Raw genomic sequence first — 23,337 nt, forward strand, 5'->3', positions numbered from 1 at the left:
CATATCGTCGCAATCACCGGTATCCTTTTGAAATCACCGCCAAAATCGACACGGGAAAAGTGCCGTCGACATTGGAGTTTCGGCCCGGCTTCCTATATATACGGCAAGTGATTCCTGTTTAGATTGTGATCCGATTTGACCGACCAAAAAACACCGCGCGGCGCCGACGGCGGCCCCACCGGCATCGAGCCGATTTCGATCATCGAGGAGATGCAGCGATCCTATCTCGATTACGCCATGAGCGTGATCGTCAGCCGCGCGCTGCCCGACGTGCGCGACGGCCTGAAGCCGGTGCATCGCCGCATTCTCTTCGCCGCGCATGAGAGCGGCTATCACTGGAACCGCAAATATGTGAAGTCGGCGCGCCCGGTCGCCGACGTGATGGGTAAATACCATCCGCATGGCGACGCCTCTATCTATGACGCCCTGGTGCGCATGGCGCAGGACTGGTCGCTGCGCGTGCCGCTCATCGACGGGCAAGGCAATTTCGGCTCGATCGATGGCGATCCGCCGGCGGCTATGCGCTACACCGAGTCGCGGCTGACCAAGGTCGCGCATGAGCTGCTGGAGGATATCGACAAGGATACGGTCGATTTCCAGGACACTTACGATGCTTCCGGCAGCGAGCCGAAGGTTCTGCCGGCGCGCTTTCCCAATCTGCTGGTCAATGGCTCGGGCGGCATCGCCGTCGGCATGGCCACCAACATCCCGCCGCACAATCTGGGCGAAGTCTGCAACGCCGCGATCGCCATCATCGACAACCCGGCCATCGACCTGCCGGCGCTGATGGAAATCATTCCGGGGCCGGATTTCCCGACCGGCGGCATCGTGCTCGGCCGCTCCGGCATCTACAGCGCCTATTCGACCGGCCGCGGCTCCATCGTCATGCGCGGGAAGGTCAACATCGAGGCCCGCGGCAATGACCGCGAATCGATCATCATCACCGAGGTTCCCTACCAGGTGAACAAATCGTCGATGATCGAGAAGATGGCCGAACTGGTGCGCGACAAGCGCATCGAGGGCATTTCCGACATTCGCGACGAGAGCGACCGCCAGGGCTATCGGGTCGTCGTCGAGCTGAAGCGCGACGCCGTGGCCGACGTCATCCTCAACCAGCTCTATCGCTTCACGCCGCTGCAAACCTCTTTCGGCGCCAACATGGTGGCGCTGAATGGCGGCAAGCCCGAACTGCTGACGCTGACCGACATGCTGAGAGCATTCGTGTCCTTCCGCGAGGAGGTGGTCACCCGGCGCACGAAGTTCCTGCTGCGCAAGGCGCGCGACCGGGCCCACGTGCTGGTCGGCCTCGCAATCGCCGTCGCCAACATCGATGAAGTGATAAAACTGATCCGCACAGCGCCCGACCCGCAGACGGCGCGCGAGCAGTTGATGGAGCGGCGCTGGCCGTCCGGCGACGTCGAATCGCTGATCCTCCTGATCGACGACCCGCGCCACCGCATCAACGAGGACGGCACCTACAATCTGTCCGAGGAACAGGCGCGCGCGATCCTGGAGTTGCGCCTGCAGCGCCTGACGGCACTCGGCCGCGACGAAATCGCCGACGAGTTGAACACGATTGGCGCCGAGATCGTCGATTATCTCGATATCCTGTCGTCCCGCGCCCGCGTCCAGCAGATCGTCAAGGACGAGCTCGCGGCCGTGCGCGACGAATTCGGCACGCCGCGCCGCACCGAACTGAGCGAAGGCGGCGCGGACATGGAAGACGAGGACCTGATCCAGCGCGAGGACATGGTCGTGACGGTGAGCCATTCCGGCTACATCAAGCGCGTGCCATTGTCGCTCTACCGGGCGCAACGCCGCGGCGGCAAGGGCCGCTCGGGCATGTCGACCAAGGAAGAGGATTTCGTCACCCGCCTGTTCGTGGCCAACACGCACACGCCGGTGCTGTTCTTCTCTTCGCGCGGCATCGTCTACAAGGAGAAGGTCTGGCGCCTGCCGATCGGCAATCCGCAGTCGCGCGGCAAGGCGCTGATCAACATGCTGCCGCTGGAGCAGGGCGAGCGCATCACCACAATCATGCCGTTGCCGGAAGATGAGACGAGCTGGGGCGAGCTCGACGTGATGTTCGCCACCACGCGCGGCACGGTGCGCCGCAACAAGCTCTCCGACTTCGTCCAGGTCAACCGTAACGGCAAGATCGCCATGAAGCTGGAGGAGGAGGGCGACGAGATCCTCGGCGTCGAGACCTGCACCGACAATGACGACGTGCTTCTGACCGCCAGCTCCGGCCAATGCATCCGCTTTTCCGTCGGCGACGTGCGCGTCTTCCAGAGCCGCAACTCGGTCGGTGTGCGCGGCATCGCCATGGCCGAAACGGACCGCGTCATTTCGATGGCCGTCATCGAGCATGTCGATGCGCCGCCGGCCGAACGCGCCGCCTATCTGAAGCGCGTGGTGGCCGAACGGCGCCTGGCCGCCGGCATCCCGGCAGGCGAGGAGGAAGAGATCGCGTTGACCAACGAAGAGGTCGGCGAGGAGGCGGAGCTGTCGGACGAGCGCTATGAGTTCCTCAAGGCGCATGAGCAGTTCGTGCTGACGGTGACGGAATACGGCTACGGCAAGCGCTCATCGTCCTATGATTTCCGTCTGACCGGACGCGGCGGCAAGGGCATTCGGGCCACCGACGTGTCGAAGACGGCCGAGATCGGCAGGCTGGTGGCAACCTTCCCGGTCGGCAATGACGACCAGATCATGCTGGTGTCCGACGGCGGTACCGTTATCCGGGTGCCGGTCAATGGCATCCGCTTCGCCAGCCGCGCCACCAAGGGCGTGACCATTTTCAACACGGCGGAAGGCGAGAAGGTGGTTTCGGTCGAGCGGATTTCCGAGCCGCAATCGGACGAGGAAGAAATCGTCGAGGTTGGTGCCGAGATCGATCCGGCGGCCGATGCCGGCCCGGATGATGCGCAATAAGTCTGGCTTGGACAGACATGGCAACGCCGGCCAATCGGCCGGCAAATTCAGGCTAGTTCAATAGTGACGGTGAGGCTTGCGGGGGCCGAACCCTTCGAAGCGTTTGGCGTTGGTCTTGATGCGGACGCGCTGGGCCTCCTGATGCAGCCCGAATACAGTGGCGATCAGCATGGCGACGGTCATTGCAGTGGCGAGCATGTAGATCAGCATGTGCGTGTTCTCCTGCGCTCTACAACGCTTACATGGGACTTTGGTTTCATCTTCTTAAAGGGGCAAGGTAGTGAACGCTGCGTGAAGCGTTCGTGATCGGCGCATTCATCTGTCGTTCATCCCTGCAAAAAGGTTCAAGGGGATCGCATCAATGAGATTTGCCTTCCGTCCGCGCGCCCGTTAGAAGCACCGGCATGAACGAACGAATTGCCCTTTATGCCGGCTCCTTCGACCCGTTGACGAACGGCCATCTCGACGTGCTGAAGGCGTCGCTGGCCGTGGCCGACATTGTCTATGCGGCGATCGGTATCCATCCCGGCAAGAAGCCGCTATTTTCCTTCGAGGAACGGGTCGAACTGATCGAGGCCGCGACCAAGGCCGAATTTGGCCGCGACGGCACGCGCATCAAGGTGGTCGCCTTCGACGGGCTGGTCATCGATGCGGCCAGGAAACAGGGGGCCTCGATCATGATCCGCGGCCTGCGCGACGGCACCGATCTCGACTACGAGATGCAGATGGCCGGCATGAACGAAACCATGGCGCCTGAGCTGCAGACGGTTTTTCTGCCCGCCAGCCCCTCGGTGCGCACCATTACCGCCACACTTGTGCGCCAGATTGCCTCGATGGGCGGCGACATCCGCCCCTTCGTGCCGGCCGCGGTCGCCGGTGCACTCGCCGCCAAATTCACAAAATAGGGTTCTCGGAGAAGACCATGCAGCTGAAAAAGCTCGCCTCGTTCCTCGTCGTGCTTGCCGGTCTCGTGACAGCATCGGCCTCGGCCTATGCCGCCGACCCGGAAAACACCATGATCATCACCCTGAAGGACGGCGATGTAACCATCGCGCTGCGTCCCGATCTCGCGCCCAAGCATGTCGCGCAGATCAAGAAGCTGGTGCGTGAGCATGCCTATGACAACGTCGCCTTCCACCGCGTCATCGACGGCTTCATGGCGCAGACCGGCGACGTCAAATTCGGCAACATGAACAAAGGCTTCAACGCCCAGGCTGTCGGTACCGGCGGCTCCGACCTGCCGGACCTGCCGGCGGAATTCTCGCAGACCGAGCACTACAAGCGCGGCGTGGTCGGCATGGCACGCTCGCAGGATCCGAATTCGGCAAACTCGCAGTTCTTTATCATGTTCGCGCCGGCGCCGCCGCTCGACGGCCAGTACACGATCGTGGGCAATGTCGTCAGCGGCATGGAACTGGTGGACCACATCAAGAAGGGCGACGAGGCCGACAACGGCACGGTCACCGATCCCGACCGGATGATCAAGGTGCGCATCGCCGCCGACAAATAGTTTTGTTTTTTGAAAAGGATATCAGACATGGCCGACATCAAGGATCGCGAAAACGCGCTCATCATGGAAACGACCAAGGGCAAGGTCGTCATCGAAATGCTTCCCGACCTGGCGCCCGGCCATGTCGCCCGCATCAAGGAACTGGCCCGCGAAGGTGCCTATGACGGCGTGGTCTTCCACCGCGTCATCGAGGGCTTCATGGCGCAAACCGGCGACGTCAAGTTCGGCAATTCGAGCAAGCCCTCTTTCGCGCCTTCTCGCGCTGGCATGGGCGGTTCCGACAAGCCGGATCTCAAGGCCGAATTCTCCAATGCCAACCACGGCCGCGGCACCTGCTCGATGGCGCGCTCGCAGAATCCGAACTCGGCCAATTCGCAGTTCTTCATCTGCTTCGACGATGCAGCCTTCCTCAATCGCCAGTACACGGTCTGGGGCCAGGTCATCGAAGGCATGGACAATGTCGACAAGATCAAGCGCGGCGAGCCGGTGCAGGATCCCGACAAGATCGTGTCGCTGAAGGTCGCGGCCGACGTCAAGTAAGGCGACAGGACAATGATGGGCGTCGTCTGGTCGCTTCTCGGCATCCTGTCCGGCGCCTTCATTGCCATTCAGGCGCCGATCAATTCGCAGTTGGCGCGCGGCCTGGGGCTCCCGGTCGCGGCTGCCGCGTTTTCGTTCCTGTCGGGCGCCATCGTGCTCGGCATCATTGCCGTCGCGGTGGTGAGGCTGCAAGGCATCTCGCTCGACTGGAAGGCGCCCGCGCCGTGGCTGTTCATCGCCGGCGGCATGCTGGGCGGCTTCTACGTCACACTGTCCACCATCCTGACGCCACGCATCGGCGCCGCCGCGCTGATGGCGTTCCTGGTGGCGGGCCAGTTGCTGGCGGGCATGCTGATCGACCGCGTCGGATTCCTCGGCGTCGCGGTTCGCGAAATCTCGCTCGGCCGCGTGGCCGGCGCGGTGCTGCTTCTGGCCGGGGCGTTGCTTATCAGGCTCTTCTGATGCGTGTCGATCTGTTCGATTTCGACCTTCCGGAAGAGCGTATCGCGCTTCGCCCGGCAGAGCCGCGAGACAGCGCAAAGATGCTGGTGGTCAGGCCGGGCGAGGGGTTTTCGGACCGGGCGGTCCGCGACCTGCCTTCCCTGCTCCAGGCTGGTGACGTGCTGGTCTTCAACGACACCAAGGTCATCCCGGCGCAACTCAAAGGTATCAGGCGGCGCGGCGAGGCGGCGGCGCAGGTCGAAGCCACATTGCACATGCGGATGGCGCCGGACCGTTGGCTGGCCTTCATGCGGCCGGGCAAGCGCGTTGCCGTCGGCGACCGCATCCATTTCGGCCATGACGGCAATTCGTGCTTCCTCGGCCAGCTTGACGCCACGGTGATCGAAAAGGGCGAGGCGGGCGAGGCGCTGCTCGGCTTCGACCTGTCGGGCCCTTTCCTCGACGAGGCGCTGCATGCGGTCGGCCACATCCCACTGCCGCCCTATATCGCCTCGAAGCGCGACGACGACGAGCGCGACCGGGCCGACTACCAGACCATCTATGCCCGGGAGGAAGGCGCCGTCGCAGCACCCACGGCGGGCCTGCATTTCACGCCGGAGCTGTTTGCGGCGCTCGACGCCAAGGGCATCGAGCGCCGCTTCGTCACCTTGCATGTCGGCGCCGGCACGTTCCTGCCGGTGAAGGCGGACGACACCGCCGACCACAAGATGCATGCGGAGATCGGCTCGGTCAGCGAGGCAACTGCCGACGCATTGAATGCGGCAAAGGCGAGGGGCGGGCGCGTCATTGCCGTCGGTACGACCTCGCTGCGCCTGCTGGAAAGCGCCGCGCGAGAGGATGGCGTGCTGGCTGCATGGTCCGGCCCGACCGACATCTTTATCACGCCCGGCTATCGTTTTCGCACCGCCGACATGCTGACGACCAATTTCCATCTGCCGCGTTCGACGCTGTTCATGCTGGTTTCGGCTTTCAGCGGCCTCGATACGATGCGCGCCGCCTATGCGCATGCCATTGAGCACGATTACAGATTCTACTCCTACGGAGATGCAAGCCTGCTGTATCGAGCGGAGATGAGCGATGGACGATGACCTCGACAGGCTGGACCGCGACAGTTTGATCGCCGAAGTCAAAAAATTGCGCGCCGGCATTCGCCAGCATCGCGATGCATCGGGGCACGATCTTTGCTGGCATCATCCCGATTTGTGGGACCTGCTGCCCGAGAAGATCGATCCGGCAATCGCCGTGCCGCCCTGGCCAAAATTCATGCGCGGCTGCATCCACTATCGCCAGTCGCTGGACGAACAGGCTCCGGGCGCACCGGCACACGACAAGGAATTCAATGGCTGAGACGTTCACCTTCAAGGTGCTGGCGACCGAAGGCAGGGCGCGGCGCGGCTTGATCAGCATGCCGCGCGGCGAAATCCGCACGCCTGCCTTCATGCCGGTCGGCACCGGCGGCACGGTCAAGACGATGTACATGGATCAGGTGCGCGGCGTCGGCGCCGATATCATCCTGGGCAATACCTACCATCTGATGCTGCGGCCCGGCGCCGAACGCGTGGCGAAGCTTGGCGGCCTGCACGAATTCGCCCGCTGGCCGCATCCGATCCTGACCGACAGCGGTGGCTTCCAGGTCATGTCGCTGTCAAAGCTTCGGAAATTGACCGAGAAGGGCGTCACCTTCCGCTCCCATATCGATGGCGCATCCTATGAAATGTCGCCGGAGCGTTCGATCGAGATCCAGGGCCTGCTCGATTCAGACATCCAGATGCAACTCGACGAATGCACGGCGCTGCCGGCCGCGCTCAAGGAAATCGAGCGCGCCATGGAATTGTCGCTGCGCTGGGCCGAGCGCTGCAAGACGGCGTTCGGCGACCAGCCCGGGAAGGCGATGTTCGGCATCGTGCAAGGCGGCGACAATGCGGATTTGCGCGTGCGTTCTGCGCAAGCGCTGAGCGCGATGGATCTGAAAGGCTATGCGGTTGGCGGCCTTGCCGTCGGTGAACCGCAGGCGGTCATGCTCGACATGCTCGACATCACCTGCCCGGAACTGCCCGATGACAAACCACGCTATCTCATGGGCGTCGGAACGCCGGACGACATCTTGAAATCGGTGGCGCGCGGCATCGACATGTTCGACTGCGTGATGCCGACGCGGGCCGGCCGGCATGGGCTTGCCTATACAAGGCGCGGCAAGGTCAATCTGCGCAACGCCCGCCATGCCGACGATCCGCGCCCCCTCGATGAGGAAAGCGACTGCCCGGCGGCACGCGATTATTCCCGCGCCTATCTGCACCATCTCGTGCGCTCGCAAGAGGCACTCGGTGCGATGCTTCTGACCTGGAACAATCTGTCCTATTATCAGAAGCTGATGCAGGACATACGCGCCGCGATAGAGACCGGCACTTTCGAGGCACGCGCTGCCGAAATTACCGAGGGCTGGGCGAGGGGCGATATCCCGGCGCTGTGACGGTTCAGGTGCTCAGCGAATTCGACGCGCGCAGGCTGCAGCCGGTGATTTGGAACGTGCCGTCGGGCTGTCGCTCCAACGTGTAGACAGCTTCATAGTCCTTGCCGTCAGGGCCGACGATCAGCACCTGCTGGATGATCGAGGTCGGACCCGTCTCCTCGACCTTGCCGAACGAGTAGCTCCGTGGGTTGCGCACCGGCGCGTAGCCGTTGGTCACCATGTTCATGAAGGTGTCGACGGTCGGGAAGATCCGCTTCACGTTCGGTGCGGCGAAGCTGTAGGCCGTGACGCCGTCATCGGCCAGGAACGCTCTCAGCTGGCCGTCAATGGCCGCTTGCGCCGCCTTGATCTCGGCCTCGCCGGCAAACGCCGACAAGGGCAGGAGGAGAGGAAGGAATGCGAATGCGAAAAGCGTGCGGCGCATAGCCTGTTTCCCTTGTCTTTCGAGAACTTGCCTTTCGAAAAATCCTGCCCGTGCAGGCATCCTAACATACGTTTGGTGGCGCTTCAGGGTTTCACCGGCGGCGAATATTCAGTGTTGTCGCGCGACGAAGTCCAGGCAGCCTTGGCGGAATTGCGGGAGGCGTGGCCAACGCTCGAACCGGCTAAGTACCGTTCCAGCGCTTGAAAGCCCGCCTCCAGTCTGCCAGAAGGGCCGCTTGGATTGGACGTTTAGCAGGGCGGAGCCATGAAGGCGTTTTTCGTGCAGATCAAATGCGAACTGGGCAAGTCGTATGAGGTTGCCAGCGCGCTCGCCGACGCCGAGATCGCCTCGGAAATCTACTCCACTGCCGGCAATTACGATCTGCTCGCCAAGTTCTATGTCGACGACGAGGAGGATGTCGGCCACTTCGTCAACGAGAAGGTGCAGATTCTTCCCGGCATCAAGGACACGTTCACCGTCGTCACTTTTCGCGCCTTCTAGCGTCGGAACCCATTGCCCGGGCATGAGGCAAAGCCTGACCAAGCTCATATTTCAGCTGCCTCAATTTTAGGCAGGGGCGACATACTGATCGTCCGCATCCCTCAAATCACCGATTGCGCTTGATTTTCTCCAGCGGCGCCAGTGAAATGGCGTCACAGGGGAGTATGCGATTGGCAGCGTTCGATGAAATGCTTCCGGAGGTCTCCGGACTTAGAAGACCGTATTCGGCTTACGATCGCTGGCTGAAAGAGCAGGACCCGGCCAGGCTTACCGAGAAAATGCAGGACGCCGAACGCGTCTTCCGCAAAACCGGCATCACCTTCGCCGTCTATGGCGAGCAGGAAGCCTCCGAGCGGCTTATCCCCTTCGACATCGTTCCGCGCATCATTTCTGGCAATGAGTGGCGCCGCCTCACGCAAGGCATCGAGCAGCGCGTGCAGGCACTGAACGCCTTTCTCGACGACATCTATCACCGCCAGGAAATCCTGCGGGCCGGACGCGTTCCCCGCGACCTGATCGCCAGGAACGAAGCCTTCCTGCCCGAGATGATCGGGGTCAGGCCACCAGCCGGCGTCTACACCCACATCATCGGCGTCGACATCGTGCGCATCAGCGAAAACGAGTTCTACGTGCTGGAGGACAATGCGCGCACCCCATCGGGCGTTTCCTACATGCTGGAAAACCGCGAGACGATGATGCAGCTCTTCCCCGAGTTGTTCCAACAAATCAAGGTGCGGCCGGTGGAGAACTATCCGCAGCTTTTGCGCCAGTCGCTGGCGGCGGTGCGGCCGCAGAACGCCAAGGGCACGCCGACCATCGCCGTGCTGACGCCCGGCAGCTACAACTCCGCCTATTTCGAACATGCCTTCCTGGCCGATCAGATGGGGGTGCAACTGGTCGAGGGGCAGGATTTGCGCGTGGTGGACGGTCATGTCGCGATGCGCACGACCGAAGGCTACAAGCAGATCGACGTGCTCTATCGCCGGGTGGACGATGCCTTCCTCGATCCGCTGACTTTCCGGCCGGACTCCGCGCTCGGCGTGCCTGGCATCATGGATGTCTACCGGGCCGGCAACATTACGATCGCCAATGCGCCGGGAACCGGTATCGCCGACGACAAGGCGATCTATTCCTACATGCCCGAGATCGTCGAATTCTACACCGGCCGCAAGGCGATCCTCGGCAATATTCCGACCTGGCGCTGTTCGGAGCCGGACAGCCTGAAATATGTACTCGAACACATCGATGAGCTGGTGATCAAGGAAGTGCACGGTTCAGGCGGCTATGGCATGCTGGTCGGACCGGCGGCGACCAAGAACGAATGCCAGGATTTCGCCAAGAAGCTGCAGGCCAAGCCGTCCAATTACATCGCCCAGCCGACGTTGGCGCTCTCGACCTGTCCGATCCTGACCGAAAAGGGCCTGTCGCCGCGCCATGTCGATCTGAGACCCTATGTGCTGGTCTCCGACCGCATCCAGATCGTGCCGGGCGGGCTCACGCGCGTCGCGCTCAAGGAGGGCTCTCTGGTGGTCAATTCCTCGCAAGGCGGCGGCACGAAGGATACCTGGGTGCTGGATGATTGAGATGAGTAGTCAGTAGGCAGTAGGCAGTAGTTGGTATCAGAGGGGACAGAACAATGCCGTATCCAATCGAAACTCGAACATTCCCTACTCGCTACTCACTATTCCCTACTCACTAGCCCGAAGGGCCACTCCATGCTTCTCGGCCGTACCGCCAACGGGCTCTACTGGATGAACCGCTATATCGAGCGTGCGGAAAACATGGCGCGCCTGGTCGATGCGGGCCTGCGCATGGCGCTGACGCGCACGCAGAGCGCGTCGGAAGAGTGGAATTCGGTGCTGCTCAGCGCCGGCTCCGACGTCGCCTACACGCAGAAGTATCAGGACTATACGGCGGCCGATGTAGCCGACTTCCTGTTGCGCGACACGTCGAACCCGTCGAGCACGATGTCGTCGATCGAGACGGCACGCCACAATGCCCGCATGGTGCGCACCGCGCTGACGCGGGAGACCTGGGAAAGCATTAACGAGGCCTGGATGGCGCTGAAGCGCATGCTGGCAAGGCCGATCGACGAGCGTGACCTGCCAAACGTGCTCGATGCGATTAAGCGCGAAACGGCGCTGATCCGCGGCTCGTTCTACGGCACCATGCTGCGCAATGAGATCTTCGATTTCTCGCAGCTCGGCACCTATGTCGAGCGCGCCGACAATACGGCGCGCATCCTCGACGTGAAGTACTACGTGCTCTTGCCGTCGATCTCCTGGGTCGGCTCGACGCTCGACAATTACCAGTGGGAATCGATCCTGCGCTCGGTATCGGCGCACCGCTCCTACCGCTGGGTCTACGACGCCGACTACAAGCCGACCAACATCGCCGACTATCTGATCCTCAATGTGCGCATGCCGCGATCGCTGACCTTCTGCTATCGCTTCCTGGCCGAGCACCTGAAGTTCCTCGGCGACGACTATGGCGGGCGCCATCCCTGCCATGCGACGGCGGAAAAGACCCAGGCCATGCTGCAGGCAGGCTCGATCAAGGATATTTTCGACGCCGGCCTGCATGAATTCCTTGCCGGCTTCATTCGCGACAACACCAGGCTCGGCGACGAGATCGCGCAGGATTACAGGTTCTATTGAGGAGGCCATGCGGCTCAAGATCACCCATCGGACCGAATACCGTTACGACGCACCGGTGCAGTACCTGCTGCAGCGGCTGCGGCTGCTTCCGGTGAGCGGGCGCACGCAGACCGTGCTGTCCTGGGCCCTGAAGGTAGAAGGCGCGCGCGAGGAAGTGCGATTTGCCGACCACTACGGCAATGACACCCGATTGTTGAGCGTCGAGGGTGACCATGATTTCATTACGGTCGAGGCGTCAGGCGAGGTGGTGACGCGCGATACATCGGGGGTTTGTGGGCCGCATCAGGGATTCGCGCCGCTCTGGCTGTTCGCACAGGAGACGCCTTTGACCATGATCGGCGATGGCATTCGCGCACTCGCCGAGGCAGCCGGCAAGGGCACCGATATCGAAAGACTGCACCGTCTGATGGCTATCATCTCCGAGCGGGTCGCCTATGCGCCGGGCACCACCAATGCGACGACCCCGGCTGAAGAGGCTCTCGCGCTGAAAACCGGGGTCTGCCAGGATCATAGCCATATCTTTGCCGCCACCGCCCGCGCCATGGGTTTCCCGGCACGCTATGTCAGCGGCTATCTGATGATGGACGCGGCCATCGAGCAGGCGGCAAGCCATGCCTGGGCCGAAGCGCATGTTCAGGGCCTCGGCTGGGTTGCCTTCGACCCCTCCAACGGTATCTCTCCTGATGAGCGCTATGTGAGAGTGGCGACGGGGCGCGACTATCGCGATGCGTCGCCGGTTTCGGGGATTCTGCTGGGAGAGGCGCAAGAGCGGCTTGCCGTCACCGTCACGGTGGAGCAGTAGTCACCCGATGCAGGTCGTCCAACGCCACCTTGGTTTGGGTGACGACATGCATGAAAACAAGGACCTGAGCGCGCCGCATGGATCCGTTCCGACGCGACGCGGTTTTTACGGTTCGCTGCCGGAAGAGTAAACCATGACCTATTGCGTCGGCCTCAAGATCGATCGCGGGCTCGTGTTCATGTCGGACACGCGCACCAATGCCGGCATGGACTCGATCTCCACCTTCAAGAAGATGCATGTCTGGGAAGATCCCGGTGAGCGCGTCATCGTGCTGATGTCGGCCGGCAATCTGGCGACGACGCAAGCCGTGATCAGCGTGCTCGACGAGCGCACCAAGGCGGTTGGCGACCGGCACGCGGCAGTGCTCGAAACGCCGTCCATGTACCAGACGGTGCGGCTGGTCGGCGAAACCGTCAAGGACGTCATCGCCCATTCCTCGCCCGCCGGCGACAAGGCCGATTCCTACTTCAACGCCTCCTTCATCCTGGGCGGCCAGATAAAGGGCAGCGCACCGCGCCTGTTCATGATCTATCCCGAGGGCAATTTCATCGAATCGACCGATGACACGCCCTTTTTCCAGATCGGCGAGACCAAATACGGCAAGCCGATCATCATTCGCGCTTATGACCGGTCGATGAGTCTCGCGGAGACCGTGAAGCTGCTTCTGGTATCGTTCGATTCCACGCTGAAGTCGAACCTGTCGGTCGGGCTGCCGCTGGATCTGCTTTTCCTGGAAAAGGATGCCTTCCAGGTCGGGTTGAAGAAACGGATCGGTCATGACGACCCGTACTACCGCACGATCTCCGAGGGATGGTCGAGCGCCTTGAAGACGGCGTTTGCCAGTCTGCCGGATTTTCCGGGATAAGGACGCGCCGGATTTCTCCGGTGGTTGCAAATGTTTAACAGTCGTTTTTGAAAACCGGGCGAAGGGCGCCGGTGAAGCGATCATGTCGGGAGGACAGGATGAACAGTGACGATTTCCGGCAATGGTCGCGGCGGGCCGCCGACTGGGGCGCCGACTATCGTGAAACGCTGCGCCAGCGCCCGGTGCGGCCGCGGGTCGAGCCCGGCGACATATTCAGGAGCATAGAAGCGTCGCCGCCCGAAGACGCGGAGCCGATGGACAGGATCTTCGCCGATTTCGAGGAGAAGATCCTGCCGGGCATGACGCATTGGCAGCATCCCCGCTTCTTCGCCTATTTTCCGGCGAACGCGGCACCAGTTTCTGTGGTGGCTGAGTATCTGGTCTCTGCGATGGCCGCGCAGTGCATGCTGTGGCAGACGTCGCCGGCGGCGACGGAGCTCGAAACGAGGATTGTCGATTGGATGCGCCAGGCGCTCGGCCTGCCGGAAGGTTTTTCCGGCGTCATCCAGGATTCTGCCTCCTCGGCGACGCTGGCGGCGGTGCTGACGATGCGCGAACGCGCGCTCGACTGGCAAGGCAACAAAAGGGGCCTGACGGGGCAGGCGCGGTTGCGCATCTATTCGTCGGATCAGGTGCATACTTCGATCGACCGGGCGATCTGGGTGGCCGGCATCGGTGAGGACAATCTCGTGCGCATTCCGGTCGCCGGCCGCTTTCGCGCCATGGACATAGCGGCCCTCGAGGCGGCGATCGTCGCCGACAAGAAGGCAGGCTTGCTGCCCGCGGGTATCATCGCCTGCGTCGGTGGCACCAGCACCGGTGGCACTGACGATATCGCCAGCGTCGCCGCGATCGCCAAACGCCACGGGGTCTATCTTCACGTGGATGCCGCCTGGGCGGGATCGGCGATGATCTGCCCGGAATACCGGCATTTCTGGGCCGGTGTGGAGCAGGCGGATTCTATCGTCTTCAACCCGCATAAATGGCTGGGCGCGCAGTTCGACTGCTCGATCCAGTTCCTGCGCGACCCCGAAAGCCATGTCAGGACGCTCGCCATCAAGCCGGATTATCTGAAGACGCACGGTCATGACGGCATCATCAACTATTCCGAATGGTCGGTGCCGCTCGGCCGCCGCTTCCGCGCGCTGAAACTGTGGTTCCTGCTGCGTGCCTATGGACTGGAAGGCCTGCGCACGATGATCCGCAACCACGTCGCCTGGAGCGAAGGCCTGGCAGCGCGCCTGGCCGACGAGCCGGATTTCGAGATCGTCACTGAGCCGATGCTGTCGCTGTTTTCGTTCCGGCACAAGGCGGAGGGAGCCGATGCCGACGAGCACAATCTCCGGCTTGTCAATGCGATCAATGATGACGGACGCATCTACCTGACACAGACCAGGGTGAACGGGCGCGTCGCCATCCGCTTCCAGGTCGGCCAGTTCGAGGCGACCGCGGCGGATGTCGATTCGGCTTTTGCCGCCATCACCGAAATCGCGCGCGGACTAACCTGAACCGGCTGAGTCGGGACTGCGACCAAGTTTGCCTTTGCTATCATGTGGTTTCCATTAGCCGGCTTACGCCTTTTCATTGCTTTCGTTTTCGTCTATGATCAAGAAAAACGAAAGCAGAAGGTCTTCAGATGTATCTGTCGCCGCGCCATGCCGAAATCGTCCAAATGGCCAAGGATCATGGCCGCGTCCTGGTCGACGATCTGGCCACCCACTTCAACGTCACGCCGCAGACCATCCGCAAGGACCTCAACGATCTTTGCGACCAGCGGTTGCTGTCGCGCATCCATGGCGGCGCCTTGTTTCCTTCCGGCATCGAGAACATGGAATACGAAGCCAGGCGCAAGATCGCCGCCGAGGAGAAGGAGGCGATCGGCAGCGCGGCCGCCAGGCTGATCCCGGACAACGCCTCGTTGTTCATCAACATCGGCACCACGACGGAGTCGGTCAGCAAGGCGCTGCTGGATCACAGCGGGCTCATGGTCATCACCAATAACATCAACGTTGCTAATAGGATGCGCATCTATCCTTCGATCGAGGTGGTGATCGCGGGCGGGGTGGTTCGCGGCTCGGATGGCGGCGTCGTCGGCGAGGCGGCGGTGGATTTCATCAGGCAGTTCAAAGTCGACTACGCCGTCATCGGCGCCTCGGCAATCGACCATGACGGCGCCTTGCTCGATTTCGATTTCCGCGAGGTCAAGGTCGCGCAAGCCATTATCGCCAATGCCAGGCACGTCATCCTGGTGTCCGACCGGACCAAATTCGAGCGCACGGCGCCGGTTCGCATCGGCCATCTGTCGCAGGTCAACACCTTCATCACCGACCGCTGCGATATCCCCTCGGTGCGCAAGATCTGCCAGGAGGCCGAGGTTCAACTGATCGAAACCTCGCTCGATTGAGGACGTTGCAGCGCTTTCACGAGCTTGTGATATTTCGTTTGACATTCGTTATGAGTTCGAAATAATTCCGCCACGGTTTCGCAAAAGAGCCAAATGGTGCAATGCGAAATCGCTGGAGGAATTGGTGGACGCATCTTCGATCCGTGACATTTTCGTCATAGGCGGTGGCATCAATGGCTGCGGCATTGCCCGTGATGCCGCCGGCCGCGGGTTTTCGGTATTTCTGGCCGAGATGGACGATCTCGCCAGCGGAACCTCCTCAGGCTCGACCAAGCTGATCCATGGTGGCCTGCGTTATCTCGAATTCTACGAATTCCGCCTGGTGCGCGAAGCGCTGATGGAACGGGAGGTACTGTGGAAGAACGCGCCGCACATCATCTGGCCGATGCGCTTCGTGCTGCCCTATGCCAAGGGCCTGCGTCCGGCCTGGCTGATCAGGCTCGGCCTTTTCCTTTACGATCATATTGGCGGGCGCAAATTGCTGCCGGCGACCAGAACCCTGGACATGGCCACCGACCCTGCCGGCAAGCCATTGAAACCATTGTTCAAGAAGGCCTTCGAATATTCCGACGGCTGGGTCAACGATGCGCGGCTGGTGACGCTGAACGCGCGTGACGCCGCCGACCGGGGCGCGACCATCCGCACCCGCACCAAGGTGGTCGGGGCGCGCCGCGAAGGCGGGCTGTGGACGATCAGGATCGAAAATCTGCGGACCGGCGAGACCGAAGAGGTCAAGGCGCGGCTGCTGGTCAATGCCGCCGGCCCCTGGGTCGATCATGTGCTTTCCGGCGTCGTCGGCCTCAACGATGTGCACAATGTTCGCCTCGTGCAGGGCAGTCACATCGTCATCGCGAAGAAATTCGACGACCCACGCGCCTATTTCTTCCAAAACAAGGATGGCCGCATCATCTTCGCCATTCCTTACGAGGACGAGTTCACGCTGATCGGCACCACCGACCAGGACTACCCCGGCGATCCGCACGACGTGAAGATCAGCGACACCGAGATCGACTATCTCTGCGCGGCGGCAAGCGAGTATTTCGCCCAACCCGTCAAGCGGTCGGATATCGTCTGGACCTATTCGGCCGTGCGTCCGCTCTATGACGATGGCGCTTCCAAGGCGCAGGAGGCGACACGCGACTATGTGCTGAAGGCCGATGGCGGCGAGGGCACAGCCCCGATCGTCAACACGTTCGGCGGCAAGATCACCACTTATCGCCGGCTGTCGGAATCTATGCTGGAGAAGATCGAAGGCTTTCTCGGCAGGCGCGGCAAGCCGTGGACGGCAAATGCGCCGCTGCCGGGCGGCGATTTCGCGGCGACCGGTTTTGATGCGCAAGTGGCGAGGCTGAAGAGCGCCTATCCCTTTCTCGACCAGCGTTTGGCACGTCGGCTCACGCGGCTCTACGGCACGCGCGCGCAGATGTTGCTTGGCCTTGCCAAATCGAATGCCGATCTCGGCCGCAATTTCGGCGCCGACCTTTACGAGGCCGAGGTGCGCTACCTCGTCGAGAACGAATGGGCCGTCACATCGCAAGATGTGCTGTGGCGCCGGACCAAGCGCGGCCTGCATTTCAGCCGCGAGCAGACGGCGGCGTTGGATGAATTCATGCGCGGCATAAGCCGCCGCCACGTCGCGGCCGCGGAATGAAGGGCTGCTGATGCACACGGCCTGGGAGGAGGCATCATGCTGGAACTGAGGAACGTCACCAAGACGGTCGGCGCGGTGGAGCATATCCGCGACGTGTCGCTGACGCTCCAGCATGGCTCGCTGAACGTGCTGCTCGGGCCGACGCTGTCCGGCAAGACCAGCCTGATGCGGCTGATGGCCGGCCTCGACGCGCCGACTTCCGGCTCGGTCTGGTTCGACGGCAAGGACGTCACCGGACAGCCAGTTCAAAAGCGCAAGATCGCCATGGTCTACCAGCAGTTCATCAACTACCCCGCGATGAGCGTCTACGAAAACATCGCTTCGCCATTGCGGGTAGCGGGCGTCGAGAAGGCCAGGATCGACAGTCAGGTGCGGGAAGCCGCTGCCCTGCTCAAGCTGACGCCCTATTTGGACCGCACGCCGCTCAGCCTGTCCGGTGGCCAGCAACAGCGCACCGCACTGGCGCGCGCCATCGTCAAGAATGCAAGCCTGGTGCTGCTCGATGAGCCGCTCGCCAATCTCGACTACAAGCTGCGCGAGGAATTGCGCGCAGAACTGCCGAGGATCTTCGCCGCCGCCGGTACCATCTTCGTCTATGCCACGACCGAACCGCACGAGGCGCTGCTGCTCGGTGGCAATACGGCGACGCTGTCGCAAGGCCGCATCACCCAGTTCGGCCCGACCATCGAGGTGTTCCGCAAACCGGTCGACCTGGTGACGGCCAGGACCTTCGCCGATCCGCCGCTCAACACGATCGTGCTGGCCAAGAACGGGCCCGATTTCCTCCTGGAGGGCGGCGTCAAGCTGCCGGTGCCGGCTGAACTTGTCGGCATCGCCGACGGCAATTACACGATCGGCTTCCAGCCGCACCATCTGTCGCTCGAGCGGCCGGATGCGAGTGCCGTGCCGGTGCGGGCAAAGGTCACCATCACCGAGATCACCGGCTCGGAAAGTTTCATCCATCTTGATTTCGCCGACGCGCGCTGGGTGATGCTGACCCATGGCATCCGCGATTTCGAGACCGACGAAGTGGTCGAAGTGTTCATCGACCCGCGTCACATCATGGTTTTCGACCAACACGGCGTCGCCGTGGCCGCGGCAAAGCTGGCGGCCTGAGGAGAAAACGATGGCGCGCATCGACGTCAACCATGTCAGGCACTCATATCTGCCGAACCCGCGTACCGATGCGGATTTCGCACTGCGGGAGGTGCACCACACTTTCGAGGACGGTGGCGCCTATGCGCTGCTAGGCCCATCCGGCTGCGGCAAGACCACGCTGCTCAACATCATTTCCGGCCTGCTCCACCCCTCGCACGGCCAATTGCTGTTCAACGGCAGGGATGTCACGAGACTGTCGACGCAGGAGCGCAACATCGCGCAGGTGTTCCAGTTCCCTGTCATCTACGACACGATGACCGTCTACGACAACCTGGCTTTCCCGCTGCGCAACCGCGGCGTTCCGGAGGCCGACGTCGACCGCAAGGTGCGCGAGACGCTCGACATGATCGACCTGGCAGACTGGGCCAGGAAGAAGGCGAGGGGCCTGACCGCCGACCAGAAGCAGAAGATCTCGCTCGGCCGCGGACTGGTGCGCTCGGATGTCAATGCGATCCTGTTCGACGAGCCGCTGACCGTCATCGACCCGCACATGAAGTGGGTGCTGCGCTCGCAGTTGAAGCAGCTTCACCGCCGCTTCGGCTACACCATGGTCTATGTTACGCATGACCAGACAGAGGCGCTGACCTTCGCCGACCAGGTGGTGGTCATGTATGATGGCGGCATCGTGCAGATCGGCACGCCGGCCGAGCTGTTCGAGCGGCCGCGCCACACCTTCGTCGGCTACTTCATCGGCTCGCCCGGCATGAACGTCATGCCGGTAGCGATCGATGGCAAGACAGCGACGCTTGGTTCCCAGCGCATCCAATTGCCAGGCGCGCCGAAGGCCGGAAGCGGCGTCGTCGAACTCGGCATCCGTCCTGAATATGTCAGGCTCGGCCGCGATGGCATGGCCGTCCACGTCAGCAAGGTCGAGGATGTGGGCCGCCACAAGGTCGTGCGCGCCAGTCTGGAAGGCCGCGAGATCGCGGCCGTCATCGGCGAGGACGAAACCGTTCCCGCCGATCCAAAAGTGCGGTTCGACCCAGCCGGCATCAACATCTATGCCGATTCCTGGCGTGTCGAGATGGGGGCGTAAATGGAAAAGCCCTGGAACAACAAGGCCTGGTTCCTCGTGCTGCCGATGCTCGTGCTGGTGGCGTTCTCGGCCGTTATCCCGCTGATGACCGTCGTCAACTACTCGGTACAGGACACGTTCGGCAATAACGTCTTCTTCTGGGCGGGGACCGAATGGTTCGAAGAGTTGCTGCATTCCGATCGCTTCTGGGAAGCCATGGTGCGCAACCTGATCTTCTCCTTCATCATCCTGGCGATCGAAGTGCCGCTCGGCATCTTCATTGCCCTCAACATGCCCAAAAAGGGCTGGGGCGTGCCGGTCTGCCTGGTGCTGATGGCGCTGCCGCTCTTGATCCCGTGGAATGTCGTCGGCACGATCTGGCAGGTGTTCGGCCGCAACGATATCGGCCTGCTCGGCTACTACGTCAACGCGCTCGGCATCGACTACAATTACGTGCAGGATCCGTTCGACGCCTGGGTCACCGTCATCATCATGGACGTCTGGCACTGGACCAGCCTCGTCGTGCTGCTCTGCTATGCCGGCCTGGTCTCGATCCCCGACGCCTTCTACCAGGCGGCCAAGATCGATGGCGCCTCGCGCTGGGCGGTGTTCCGCTACATCCAGTTGCCGAAGATGAAGCGCGTGCTTCTGATCGCGGTGCTGCTGCGTTTCATGGACAGTTTCATGATCTACACCGAGCCCTTCGTCGTCACCGGCGGCGGTCCGGGCAATTCGACGACCTTCCTGTCGATCGACCTCGTCAAGACCGCGCTCGGACAGTTCGACCTCGGTCCGGCGGCGGCGATGTCGCTGGTCTACTTCCTGATCATCCTGTTGTTGTCGTGGGTGTTCTACACCGTGATGACCAACTACGACGCGGAACGCTGATATGGCCGGCGCCAACGAACGTACCGAGCGCAACCTGGTGAACGGGACCGCCGCTTCGGAAAGACTCGCCAGTTCGCTGTCGCAGAGCGAGCTGGACAGGCGCATGCGCCGCCGTGGCGAGGAATCGCGCTGGTGGTGGATCGTGCCGACGCTCTACATCATCGTCCTGCTGCTGCCGATCTACTGGCTCATCAATATGAGCTTCAAGACCAATGCGGAGATCGTCAATTCGCTGACGCTCTATCCGCATGCGCCGACGCTGCGCAACTACACCATCATCTTCACCGATGCGTCGTGGTATTCGGGCTACATCAATTCGATCACATATGTGGTGATGAACATGGTGATCTCGGTCGCCGTGGCGCTGCCGGCGGCTTACGCCTTCTCACGCTACCGCTTCCTCGGGGACAAGCATCTGTTCTTCTGGTTGTTGACCAACCGCATGGCACCGCCGGCGGTGTTCGCGCTGCCGTTCTTCCAGCTTTATTCGGCATTCGGCCTCATCGATACGCATATCGCGGTGGCGCTGGCGCACTGCCTGTTCAACGTGCCGCTGGCGGTGTGGATCCTTGAGGGCTTCATGTCCGGAGTGCCGAAGGAGATCGACGAAACGGCCTACATAGACGGCTATTCGTTTCCGCGTTTCTTCGTGAAGATATTCATGCCGCTGATCGCCAGCGGCATCGGCGTCGCCTGCTTCTTCTGCTTCATGTTCTCATGGGTGGAACTGCTCATCGCCCGCACGCTGACCACCACCGATGCCAAGCCGATCGCCGCTACCATGACCCGCACCGTGTCGGCGTCGGGAATGGACTGGGGGCTGCTGGCAGCCGCCGGGGTGCTGACGCTGATCCCCGGGGCGCTCGTCATCTGGTTCGTTCGCAACTACATCGCCAAGGGCTTCGCCCTGGGGAGGGTGTGACCATGAACCTCGACTTCTCCTGGATGGCGTGGACCTGGCCGACGGCCGCCTTCTTCGCCGTCATAGCGCTGCTGCTGGTCGGCATGGGTGTCTGGGAATATGCCTCGCCCGGCGGCGATCCGCGCATCGGCGTGCTGCGTTTCAAGACGACGCGCGGCGATCGTCTCTTCGTTTCGCTGCTTGGCAGCGCCTTCATCCATCTCGCTTGGCTGGGTCTTGTCGGACCCAGCCTGTGGTGGGCTCTCGCTCTCTCCGTGGTCTACGCCATCGGCGTCTTCCGCTACGTATAGAGGGGGAAACTGTTGGAGCGGCCGCTTGTTGGCGGCCTCTCCAGATCGCACTTGAAGTCTTTTCAAACGTGGAGGAAACACAATGCGACGGCAATTATTGACATCTACGACCGCCCTTGTCCTCTTGCTCGGCGTGGGCAACGCCTATGCCGGCATGGACGAGGCAAAAGCCTTTCTTGACAAGGAGATAGGCGATCTGTCGACGCTTTCGCGCGCCGATCAGGAAAAGGAAATGCAGTGGTTCGTCGACGCCGCCAAGCCGTTCGCCGGCATGGATATCAAGGTCGTGTCGGAAACGCTGACGACGCATCAATACGAGTCGCAGGTTCTGGCTCCGGCCTTCACCGCCATCACCGGCATCAAGGTCACGCACGACGTCATCCAGGAAGGCGACGTCGTTGAAAAGATCCAGACCCAGATGCAGACTGGCCAGAACCTCTATGACGGCTGGGTCAACGATTCCGACCTGATCGGCACCCACTGGCGTTACCAGCAGGTGCGCAACCTGACCGACTGGATGGCGGGCGAAGGCAAGGATGTCACCAATCCGAACCTCGATGTGAAGGATTTCATCGGCACCTCCTTCACCACCGCTCCGGACAAGAAGCTCTATCAGCTTCCCGACCAGCAGTTCGCCAACCTCTACTGGTTCCGCTACGACTGGTTCAACGACGAGAAGAACAAGGCCGACTTCAAGGCCAAGTACGGCTACGATCTCGGCGTTCCCGTCAATTGGTCGGCCTATGAGGACATTGCCGAGTTCTTCACCGGCCGCGACGTCGACGGCAAGAAGGTCTACGGCCATATGGACTACGGCAAGAAGGACCCGTCGCTCGGCTGGCGCTTTACCGATGCCTGGCTATCGATGGCCGGCAATGGCGACAAGGGTATCCCGAACGGCCTGCCGGTCGACGAATGGGGCATCAAGGTCAACGAGAAATCGCAGCCGGTCGGCTCCTGCACGGCGCGGGGCGGCGACACCAACGGCCCGGCCGCCGTCTACTCGATCCAGAAATATCTCGATTGGCTGAAGGCCTACGCACCACAGGAAGCGCAGGGCATGACCTTCTCGGAATCCGGTCCGGTTCCCGCGCAGGGCAATGTTGCCCAGCAGATCTTCTGGTACACGGCCTTCACCGCCGACATGGTCAAGCCCGGCCTGCCCGTCATGAACGACGACGGCACGCCGAAATGGCGCATGGCTCCGTCGCCGCACGGTGTCTACTGGAAGGACGGCATGAAGCTCGGCTACCAGGATGTCGGTTCGTGGACGCTGATGAAGTCGACCCCGACCGACCGTGCCAAGGCCGCCTGGCTCTACGCCCAGTTCGTCACCTCGAAGACGGTGGACGTGAAGAAGAGCCATGTCGGCCTCACCTTCATCCGCGACTCCACCATTCACGACAAGAGCTTCACGGAGCGCGCGCCGAAGCTCGGCGGCCTGATCGAGTTCTATCGCTCGCCGGCCCGCGTGCAATGGTCGCCGACCGGCACAAACGTGCCGGACTATCCGAAGCTGGCACAGCTGTGGTGGCAGGCGATCGGCGATGCCTCGTCGGGCGCAAAGAGTGCGCAGGAAGCGATGGATTCGCTTTGCGCCGAGCAGGAGAAGGTCATGGGCCGCATCGAGAGGTCCGGCGTCCAGGGCGATATCGGGCCGAAGCTCGCCGAGGAACATGATCTCGCCTACTGGAATGCCGACGCGGTCAAGGCCGGCAATCTCGCTCCCCAGCTCAAGATCGAGAACGAGAAGGAGAAGCCCCAGACCATCAACTATGACGAGCTGGTCAAGAGCTGGCAGAAGTAGGACTGACCTATGCGGGCGTTCGCGCCCGTGTAAAATT

24 protein-coding genes are annotated in these 23,337 nt (G+C 62.0%); 22 read left to right on the forward strand and 2 right to left on the reverse strand.

Features of this window, described 5'->3' with window-relative positions:
* Window positions 1–135 precede the first annotated feature (135 nt).
* Window positions 136–2,934, forward strand: a complete 2,799-nt coding sequence (gene gyrA / locus FJ972_RS17300; RefSeq protein ID WP_140498829.1) for a DNA gyrase subunit A — start codon at window positions 136–138, stop codon at window positions 2,932–2,934.
* Between the two features lie 57 nt (window positions 2,935–2,991).
* Here gyrA and FJ972_RS17305 read toward each other — a convergent pair whose 3' ends face one another.
* Complete coding sequence (locus FJ972_RS17305) at window positions 2,992–3,144, reverse strand: hypothetical protein (RefSeq protein WP_140498827.1); 153 nt, start codon at window positions 3,142–3,144, stop codon at window positions 2,992–2,994.
* 194 nt (window positions 3,145–3,338) lie between these two features.
* Between FJ972_RS17305 and coaD the strand changes: the two genes are divergently transcribed.
* The 7 genes from coaD (at window position 3,339) to tgt (ending at window position 7,916) form a co-directional block, all read left to right on the forward strand.
* A complete protein-coding gene (coaD, locus tag FJ972_RS17310) occupies window positions 3,339–3,839 on the forward strand; it encodes a pantetheine-phosphate adenylyltransferase (RefSeq protein ID WP_140525353.1) in 501 nt (166 codons plus the stop codon).
* Between the two features lie 110 nt (window positions 3,840–3,949).
* Entirely contained in the window at window positions 3,950–4,444 is a 495-nt protein-coding gene (locus FJ972_RS17315; RefSeq protein ID WP_224518951.1) for a peptidylprolyl isomerase, read from the forward strand.
* Between the two features lie 27 nt (window positions 4,445–4,471).
* Window positions 4,472–4,984, forward strand: a complete 513-nt coding sequence (locus FJ972_RS17320) for a peptidylprolyl isomerase (protein ID WP_140525351.1) — start codon at window positions 4,472–4,474, stop codon at window positions 4,982–4,984.
* Between the two features lie 12 nt (window positions 4,985–4,996).
* Entirely contained in the window at window positions 4,997–5,446 is a 450-nt protein-coding gene (locus FJ972_RS17325; protein ID WP_140515312.1) for a DMT family transporter, read from the forward strand.
* On the forward strand, window positions 5,446–6,534 hold the full coding sequence (queA, locus tag FJ972_RS17330) for a tRNA preQ1(34) S-adenosylmethionine ribosyltransferase-isomerase QueA (RefSeq protein ID WP_140525350.1): 1,089 nt from the start codon (window positions 5,446–5,448) through the stop codon (window positions 6,532–6,534). Before FJ972_RS17325 ends, queA begins: the two co-directional genes overlap by 1 nt.
* Window positions 6,524–6,793 carry a hypothetical protein gene (locus tag FJ972_RS17335; RefSeq protein WP_140525349.1) on the forward strand — a complete coding sequence of 90 codons (270 nt, stop codon included), beginning with the start codon at window positions 6,524–6,526 and terminating at the stop codon, window positions 6,791–6,793. The genes queA and FJ972_RS17335 overlap by 11 nt, the downstream gene beginning before the upstream one ends.
* On the forward strand, window positions 6,786–7,916 hold the full coding sequence (tgt, locus tag FJ972_RS17340; protein WP_140525348.1) for a tRNA guanosine(34) transglycosylase Tgt: 1,131 nt from the start codon (window positions 6,786–6,788) through the stop codon (window positions 7,914–7,916). The genes FJ972_RS17335 and tgt overlap by 8 nt, the downstream gene beginning before the upstream one ends.
* Window positions 7,917–7,920: 4 nt before the next feature.
* Here the strand turns inward: tgt and FJ972_RS17345 are convergent, their stop codons facing one another.
* The gene (locus FJ972_RS17345; protein ID WP_140498811.1) at window positions 7,921–8,340 is read right to left on the reverse strand and encodes a DUF4864 domain-containing protein; all 420 of its coding nucleotides are present in this window, start codon (window positions 8,338–8,340) and stop codon (window positions 7,921–7,923) included.
* A gap of 264 nt (window positions 8,341–8,604) precedes the next feature.
* Here FJ972_RS17345 and FJ972_RS17350 point away from each other — a divergent pair, with 264 nt between their 5' ends.
* The 14 genes from FJ972_RS17350 (at window position 8,605) to FJ972_RS17415 (ending at window position 23,300) form a co-directional block, all read left to right on the forward strand.
* Window positions 8,605–8,841 (forward strand): Lrp/AsnC family transcriptional regulator, encoded by a 237-nt coding sequence (locus FJ972_RS17350; RefSeq protein WP_010909609.1) that lies wholly within the window; start codon window positions 8,605–8,607, stop codon window positions 8,839–8,841.
* A 170-nt stretch (window positions 8,842–9,011) separates the two neighbouring features.
* A complete protein-coding gene (locus FJ972_RS17355) occupies window positions 9,012–10,424 on the forward strand; it encodes a circularly permuted type 2 ATP-grasp protein (RefSeq protein ID WP_181165357.1) in 1,413 nt (470 codons plus the stop codon).
* A 132-nt stretch (window positions 10,425–10,556) separates the two neighbouring features.
* Complete coding sequence (locus FJ972_RS17360; RefSeq protein WP_140525347.1) at window positions 10,557–11,498, forward strand: alpha-E domain-containing protein; 942 nt, start codon at window positions 10,557–10,559, stop codon at window positions 11,496–11,498.
* A 7-nt stretch (window positions 11,499–11,505) separates the two neighbouring features.
* The gene (locus FJ972_RS17365; RefSeq protein WP_140498806.1) at window positions 11,506–12,300 is read left to right on the forward strand and encodes a transglutaminase family protein; all 795 of its coding nucleotides are present in this window, start codon (window positions 11,506–11,508) and stop codon (window positions 12,298–12,300) included.
* A 133-nt stretch (window positions 12,301–12,433) separates the two neighbouring features.
* Window positions 12,434–13,165: a peptidase gene (locus FJ972_RS17370; protein WP_140498804.1), complete on the forward strand. Its 732-nt coding sequence runs from the start codon at window positions 12,434–12,436 to the stop codon at window positions 13,163–13,165.
* A 98-nt stretch (window positions 13,166–13,263) separates the two neighbouring features.
* Window positions 13,264–14,673: a pyridoxal phosphate-dependent decarboxylase family protein gene (locus FJ972_RS17375; protein ID WP_140515318.1), complete on the forward strand. Its 1,410-nt coding sequence runs from the start codon at window positions 13,264–13,266 to the stop codon at window positions 14,671–14,673.
* A 128-nt stretch (window positions 14,674–14,801) separates the two neighbouring features.
* Entirely contained in the window at window positions 14,802–15,569 is a 768-nt protein-coding gene (locus FJ972_RS17380) for a DeoR/GlpR family DNA-binding transcription regulator (protein WP_140515319.1), read from the forward strand.
* A gap of 124 nt (window positions 15,570–15,693) precedes the next feature.
* Complete coding sequence (glpD, locus tag FJ972_RS17385; protein ID WP_140498798.1) at window positions 15,694–17,220, forward strand: glycerol-3-phosphate dehydrogenase; 1,527 nt, start codon at window positions 15,694–15,696, stop codon at window positions 17,218–17,220.
* Between the two features lie 36 nt (window positions 17,221–17,256).
* On the forward strand, window positions 17,257–18,336 hold the full coding sequence (locus tag FJ972_RS17390; RefSeq protein ID WP_140525346.1) for an ABC transporter ATP-binding protein: 1,080 nt from the start codon (window positions 17,257–17,259) through the stop codon (window positions 18,334–18,336).
* A gap of 10 nt (window positions 18,337–18,346) precedes the next feature.
* Window positions 18,347–19,414, forward strand: coding sequence for an ABC transporter ATP-binding protein (locus FJ972_RS17395; RefSeq protein WP_140498794.1), 1,068 nt, complete (start codon window positions 18,347–18,349; stop codon window positions 19,412–19,414).
* The gene (locus FJ972_RS17400) at window positions 19,415–20,281 is read left to right on the forward strand and encodes a carbohydrate ABC transporter permease (RefSeq protein WP_140498792.1); all 867 of its coding nucleotides are present in this window, start codon (window positions 19,415–19,417) and stop codon (window positions 20,279–20,281) included.
* A 1-nt stretch (window position 20,282) separates the two neighbouring features.
* Window positions 20,283–21,203, forward strand: a complete 921-nt coding sequence (locus tag FJ972_RS17405; protein WP_140498790.1) for a carbohydrate ABC transporter permease — start codon at window positions 20,283–20,285, stop codon at window positions 21,201–21,203.
* A 2-nt stretch (window positions 21,204–21,205) separates the two neighbouring features.
* The gene (locus tag FJ972_RS17410; protein WP_140498788.1) at window positions 21,206–21,493 is read left to right on the forward strand and encodes a DUF2160 domain-containing protein; all 288 of its coding nucleotides are present in this window, start codon (window positions 21,206–21,208) and stop codon (window positions 21,491–21,493) included.
* 82 nt (window positions 21,494–21,575) lie between these two features.
* Window positions 21,576–23,300, forward strand: coding sequence for an ABC transporter substrate-binding protein (locus FJ972_RS17415; RefSeq protein WP_140498786.1), 1,725 nt, complete (start codon window positions 21,576–21,578; stop codon window positions 23,298–23,300).
* Window positions 23,301–23,337 lie beyond the last annotated feature (37 nt).

The sequence above is a fragment of the Mesorhizobium sp. B2-1-1 genome, from assembly GCF_006442975.2.
Taxonomy (GTDB): Bacteria; Pseudomonadota; Alphaproteobacteria; order Rhizobiales; family Rhizobiaceae; genus Mesorhizobium.

Excerpts from the sequence above, each read along its gene's own strand:
- FJ972_RS17305 (WP_140498827.1), bottom strand. The coding sequence starts at position 3,144 with ATGCTGATCTACATGCTCGCCACTGCAATGACCGTCGCCATGCTGATC.
- coaD (WP_140525353.1), top strand. The coding sequence starts at position 3,339 with ATGAACGAACGAATTGCCCTTTATGCCGGCTCCTTCGACCCGTTGACG.
- FJ972_RS17315 (WP_224518951.1), top strand. The coding sequence starts at position 3,950 with ATGATCATCACCCTGAAGGACGGCGATGTAACCATCGCGCTGCGTCCC.
- FJ972_RS17320 (WP_140525351.1), top strand. The coding sequence starts at position 4,472 with ATGGCCGACATCAAGGATCGCGAAAACGCGCTCATCATGGAAACGACC.
- FJ972_RS17325 (WP_140515312.1), top strand. The coding sequence starts at position 4,997 with ATGATGGGCGTCGTCTGGTCGCTTCTCGGCATCCTGTCCGGCGCCTTC.
- queA (WP_140525350.1), top strand. The coding sequence starts at position 5,446 with ATGCGTGTCGATCTGTTCGATTTCGACCTTCCGGAAGAGCGTATCGCG.
- FJ972_RS17335 (WP_140525349.1), top strand. The coding sequence starts at position 6,524 with ATGGACGATGACCTCGACAGGCTGGACCGCGACAGTTTGATCGCCGAA.
- tgt (WP_140525348.1), top strand. The coding sequence starts at position 6,786 with ATGGCTGAGACGTTCACCTTCAAGGTGCTGGCGACCGAAGGCAGGGCG.
- FJ972_RS17345 (WP_140498811.1), bottom strand. The coding sequence starts at position 8,340 with ATGCGCCGCACGCTTTTCGCATTCGCATTCCTTCCTCTCCTCCTGCCC.
- FJ972_RS17350 (WP_010909609.1), top strand. The coding sequence starts at position 8,605 with ATGAAGGCGTTTTTCGTGCAGATCAAATGCGAACTGGGCAAGTCGTAT.
- FJ972_RS17360 (WP_140525347.1), top strand. The coding sequence starts at position 10,557 with ATGCTTCTCGGCCGTACCGCCAACGGGCTCTACTGGATGAACCGCTAT.
- FJ972_RS17365 (WP_140498806.1), top strand. The coding sequence starts at position 11,506 with ATGCGGCTCAAGATCACCCATCGGACCGAATACCGTTACGACGCACCG.
- FJ972_RS17370 (WP_140498804.1), top strand. The coding sequence starts at position 12,434 with ATGACCTATTGCGTCGGCCTCAAGATCGATCGCGGGCTCGTGTTCATG.
- FJ972_RS17375 (WP_140515318.1), top strand. The coding sequence starts at position 13,264 with ATGAACAGTGACGATTTCCGGCAATGGTCGCGGCGGGCCGCCGACTGG.
- FJ972_RS17380 (WP_140515319.1), top strand. The coding sequence starts at position 14,802 with ATGTATCTGTCGCCGCGCCATGCCGAAATCGTCCAAATGGCCAAGGAT.
- FJ972_RS17390 (WP_140525346.1), top strand. The coding sequence starts at position 17,257 with ATGCTGGAACTGAGGAACGTCACCAAGACGGTCGGCGCGGTGGAGCAT.
- FJ972_RS17395 (WP_140498794.1), top strand. The coding sequence starts at position 18,347 with ATGGCGCGCATCGACGTCAACCATGTCAGGCACTCATATCTGCCGAAC.
- FJ972_RS17400 (WP_140498792.1), top strand. The coding sequence starts at position 19,415 with ATGGAAAAGCCCTGGAACAACAAGGCCTGGTTCCTCGTGCTGCCGATG.
- FJ972_RS17405 (WP_140498790.1), top strand. The coding sequence starts at position 20,283 with ATGGCCGGCGCCAACGAACGTACCGAGCGCAACCTGGTGAACGGGACC.
- FJ972_RS17410 (WP_140498788.1), top strand. The coding sequence starts at position 21,206 with ATGAACCTCGACTTCTCCTGGATGGCGTGGACCTGGCCGACGGCCGCC.
- FJ972_RS17415 (WP_140498786.1), top strand. The coding sequence starts at position 21,576 with ATGCGACGGCAATTATTGACATCTACGACCGCCCTTGTCCTCTTGCTC.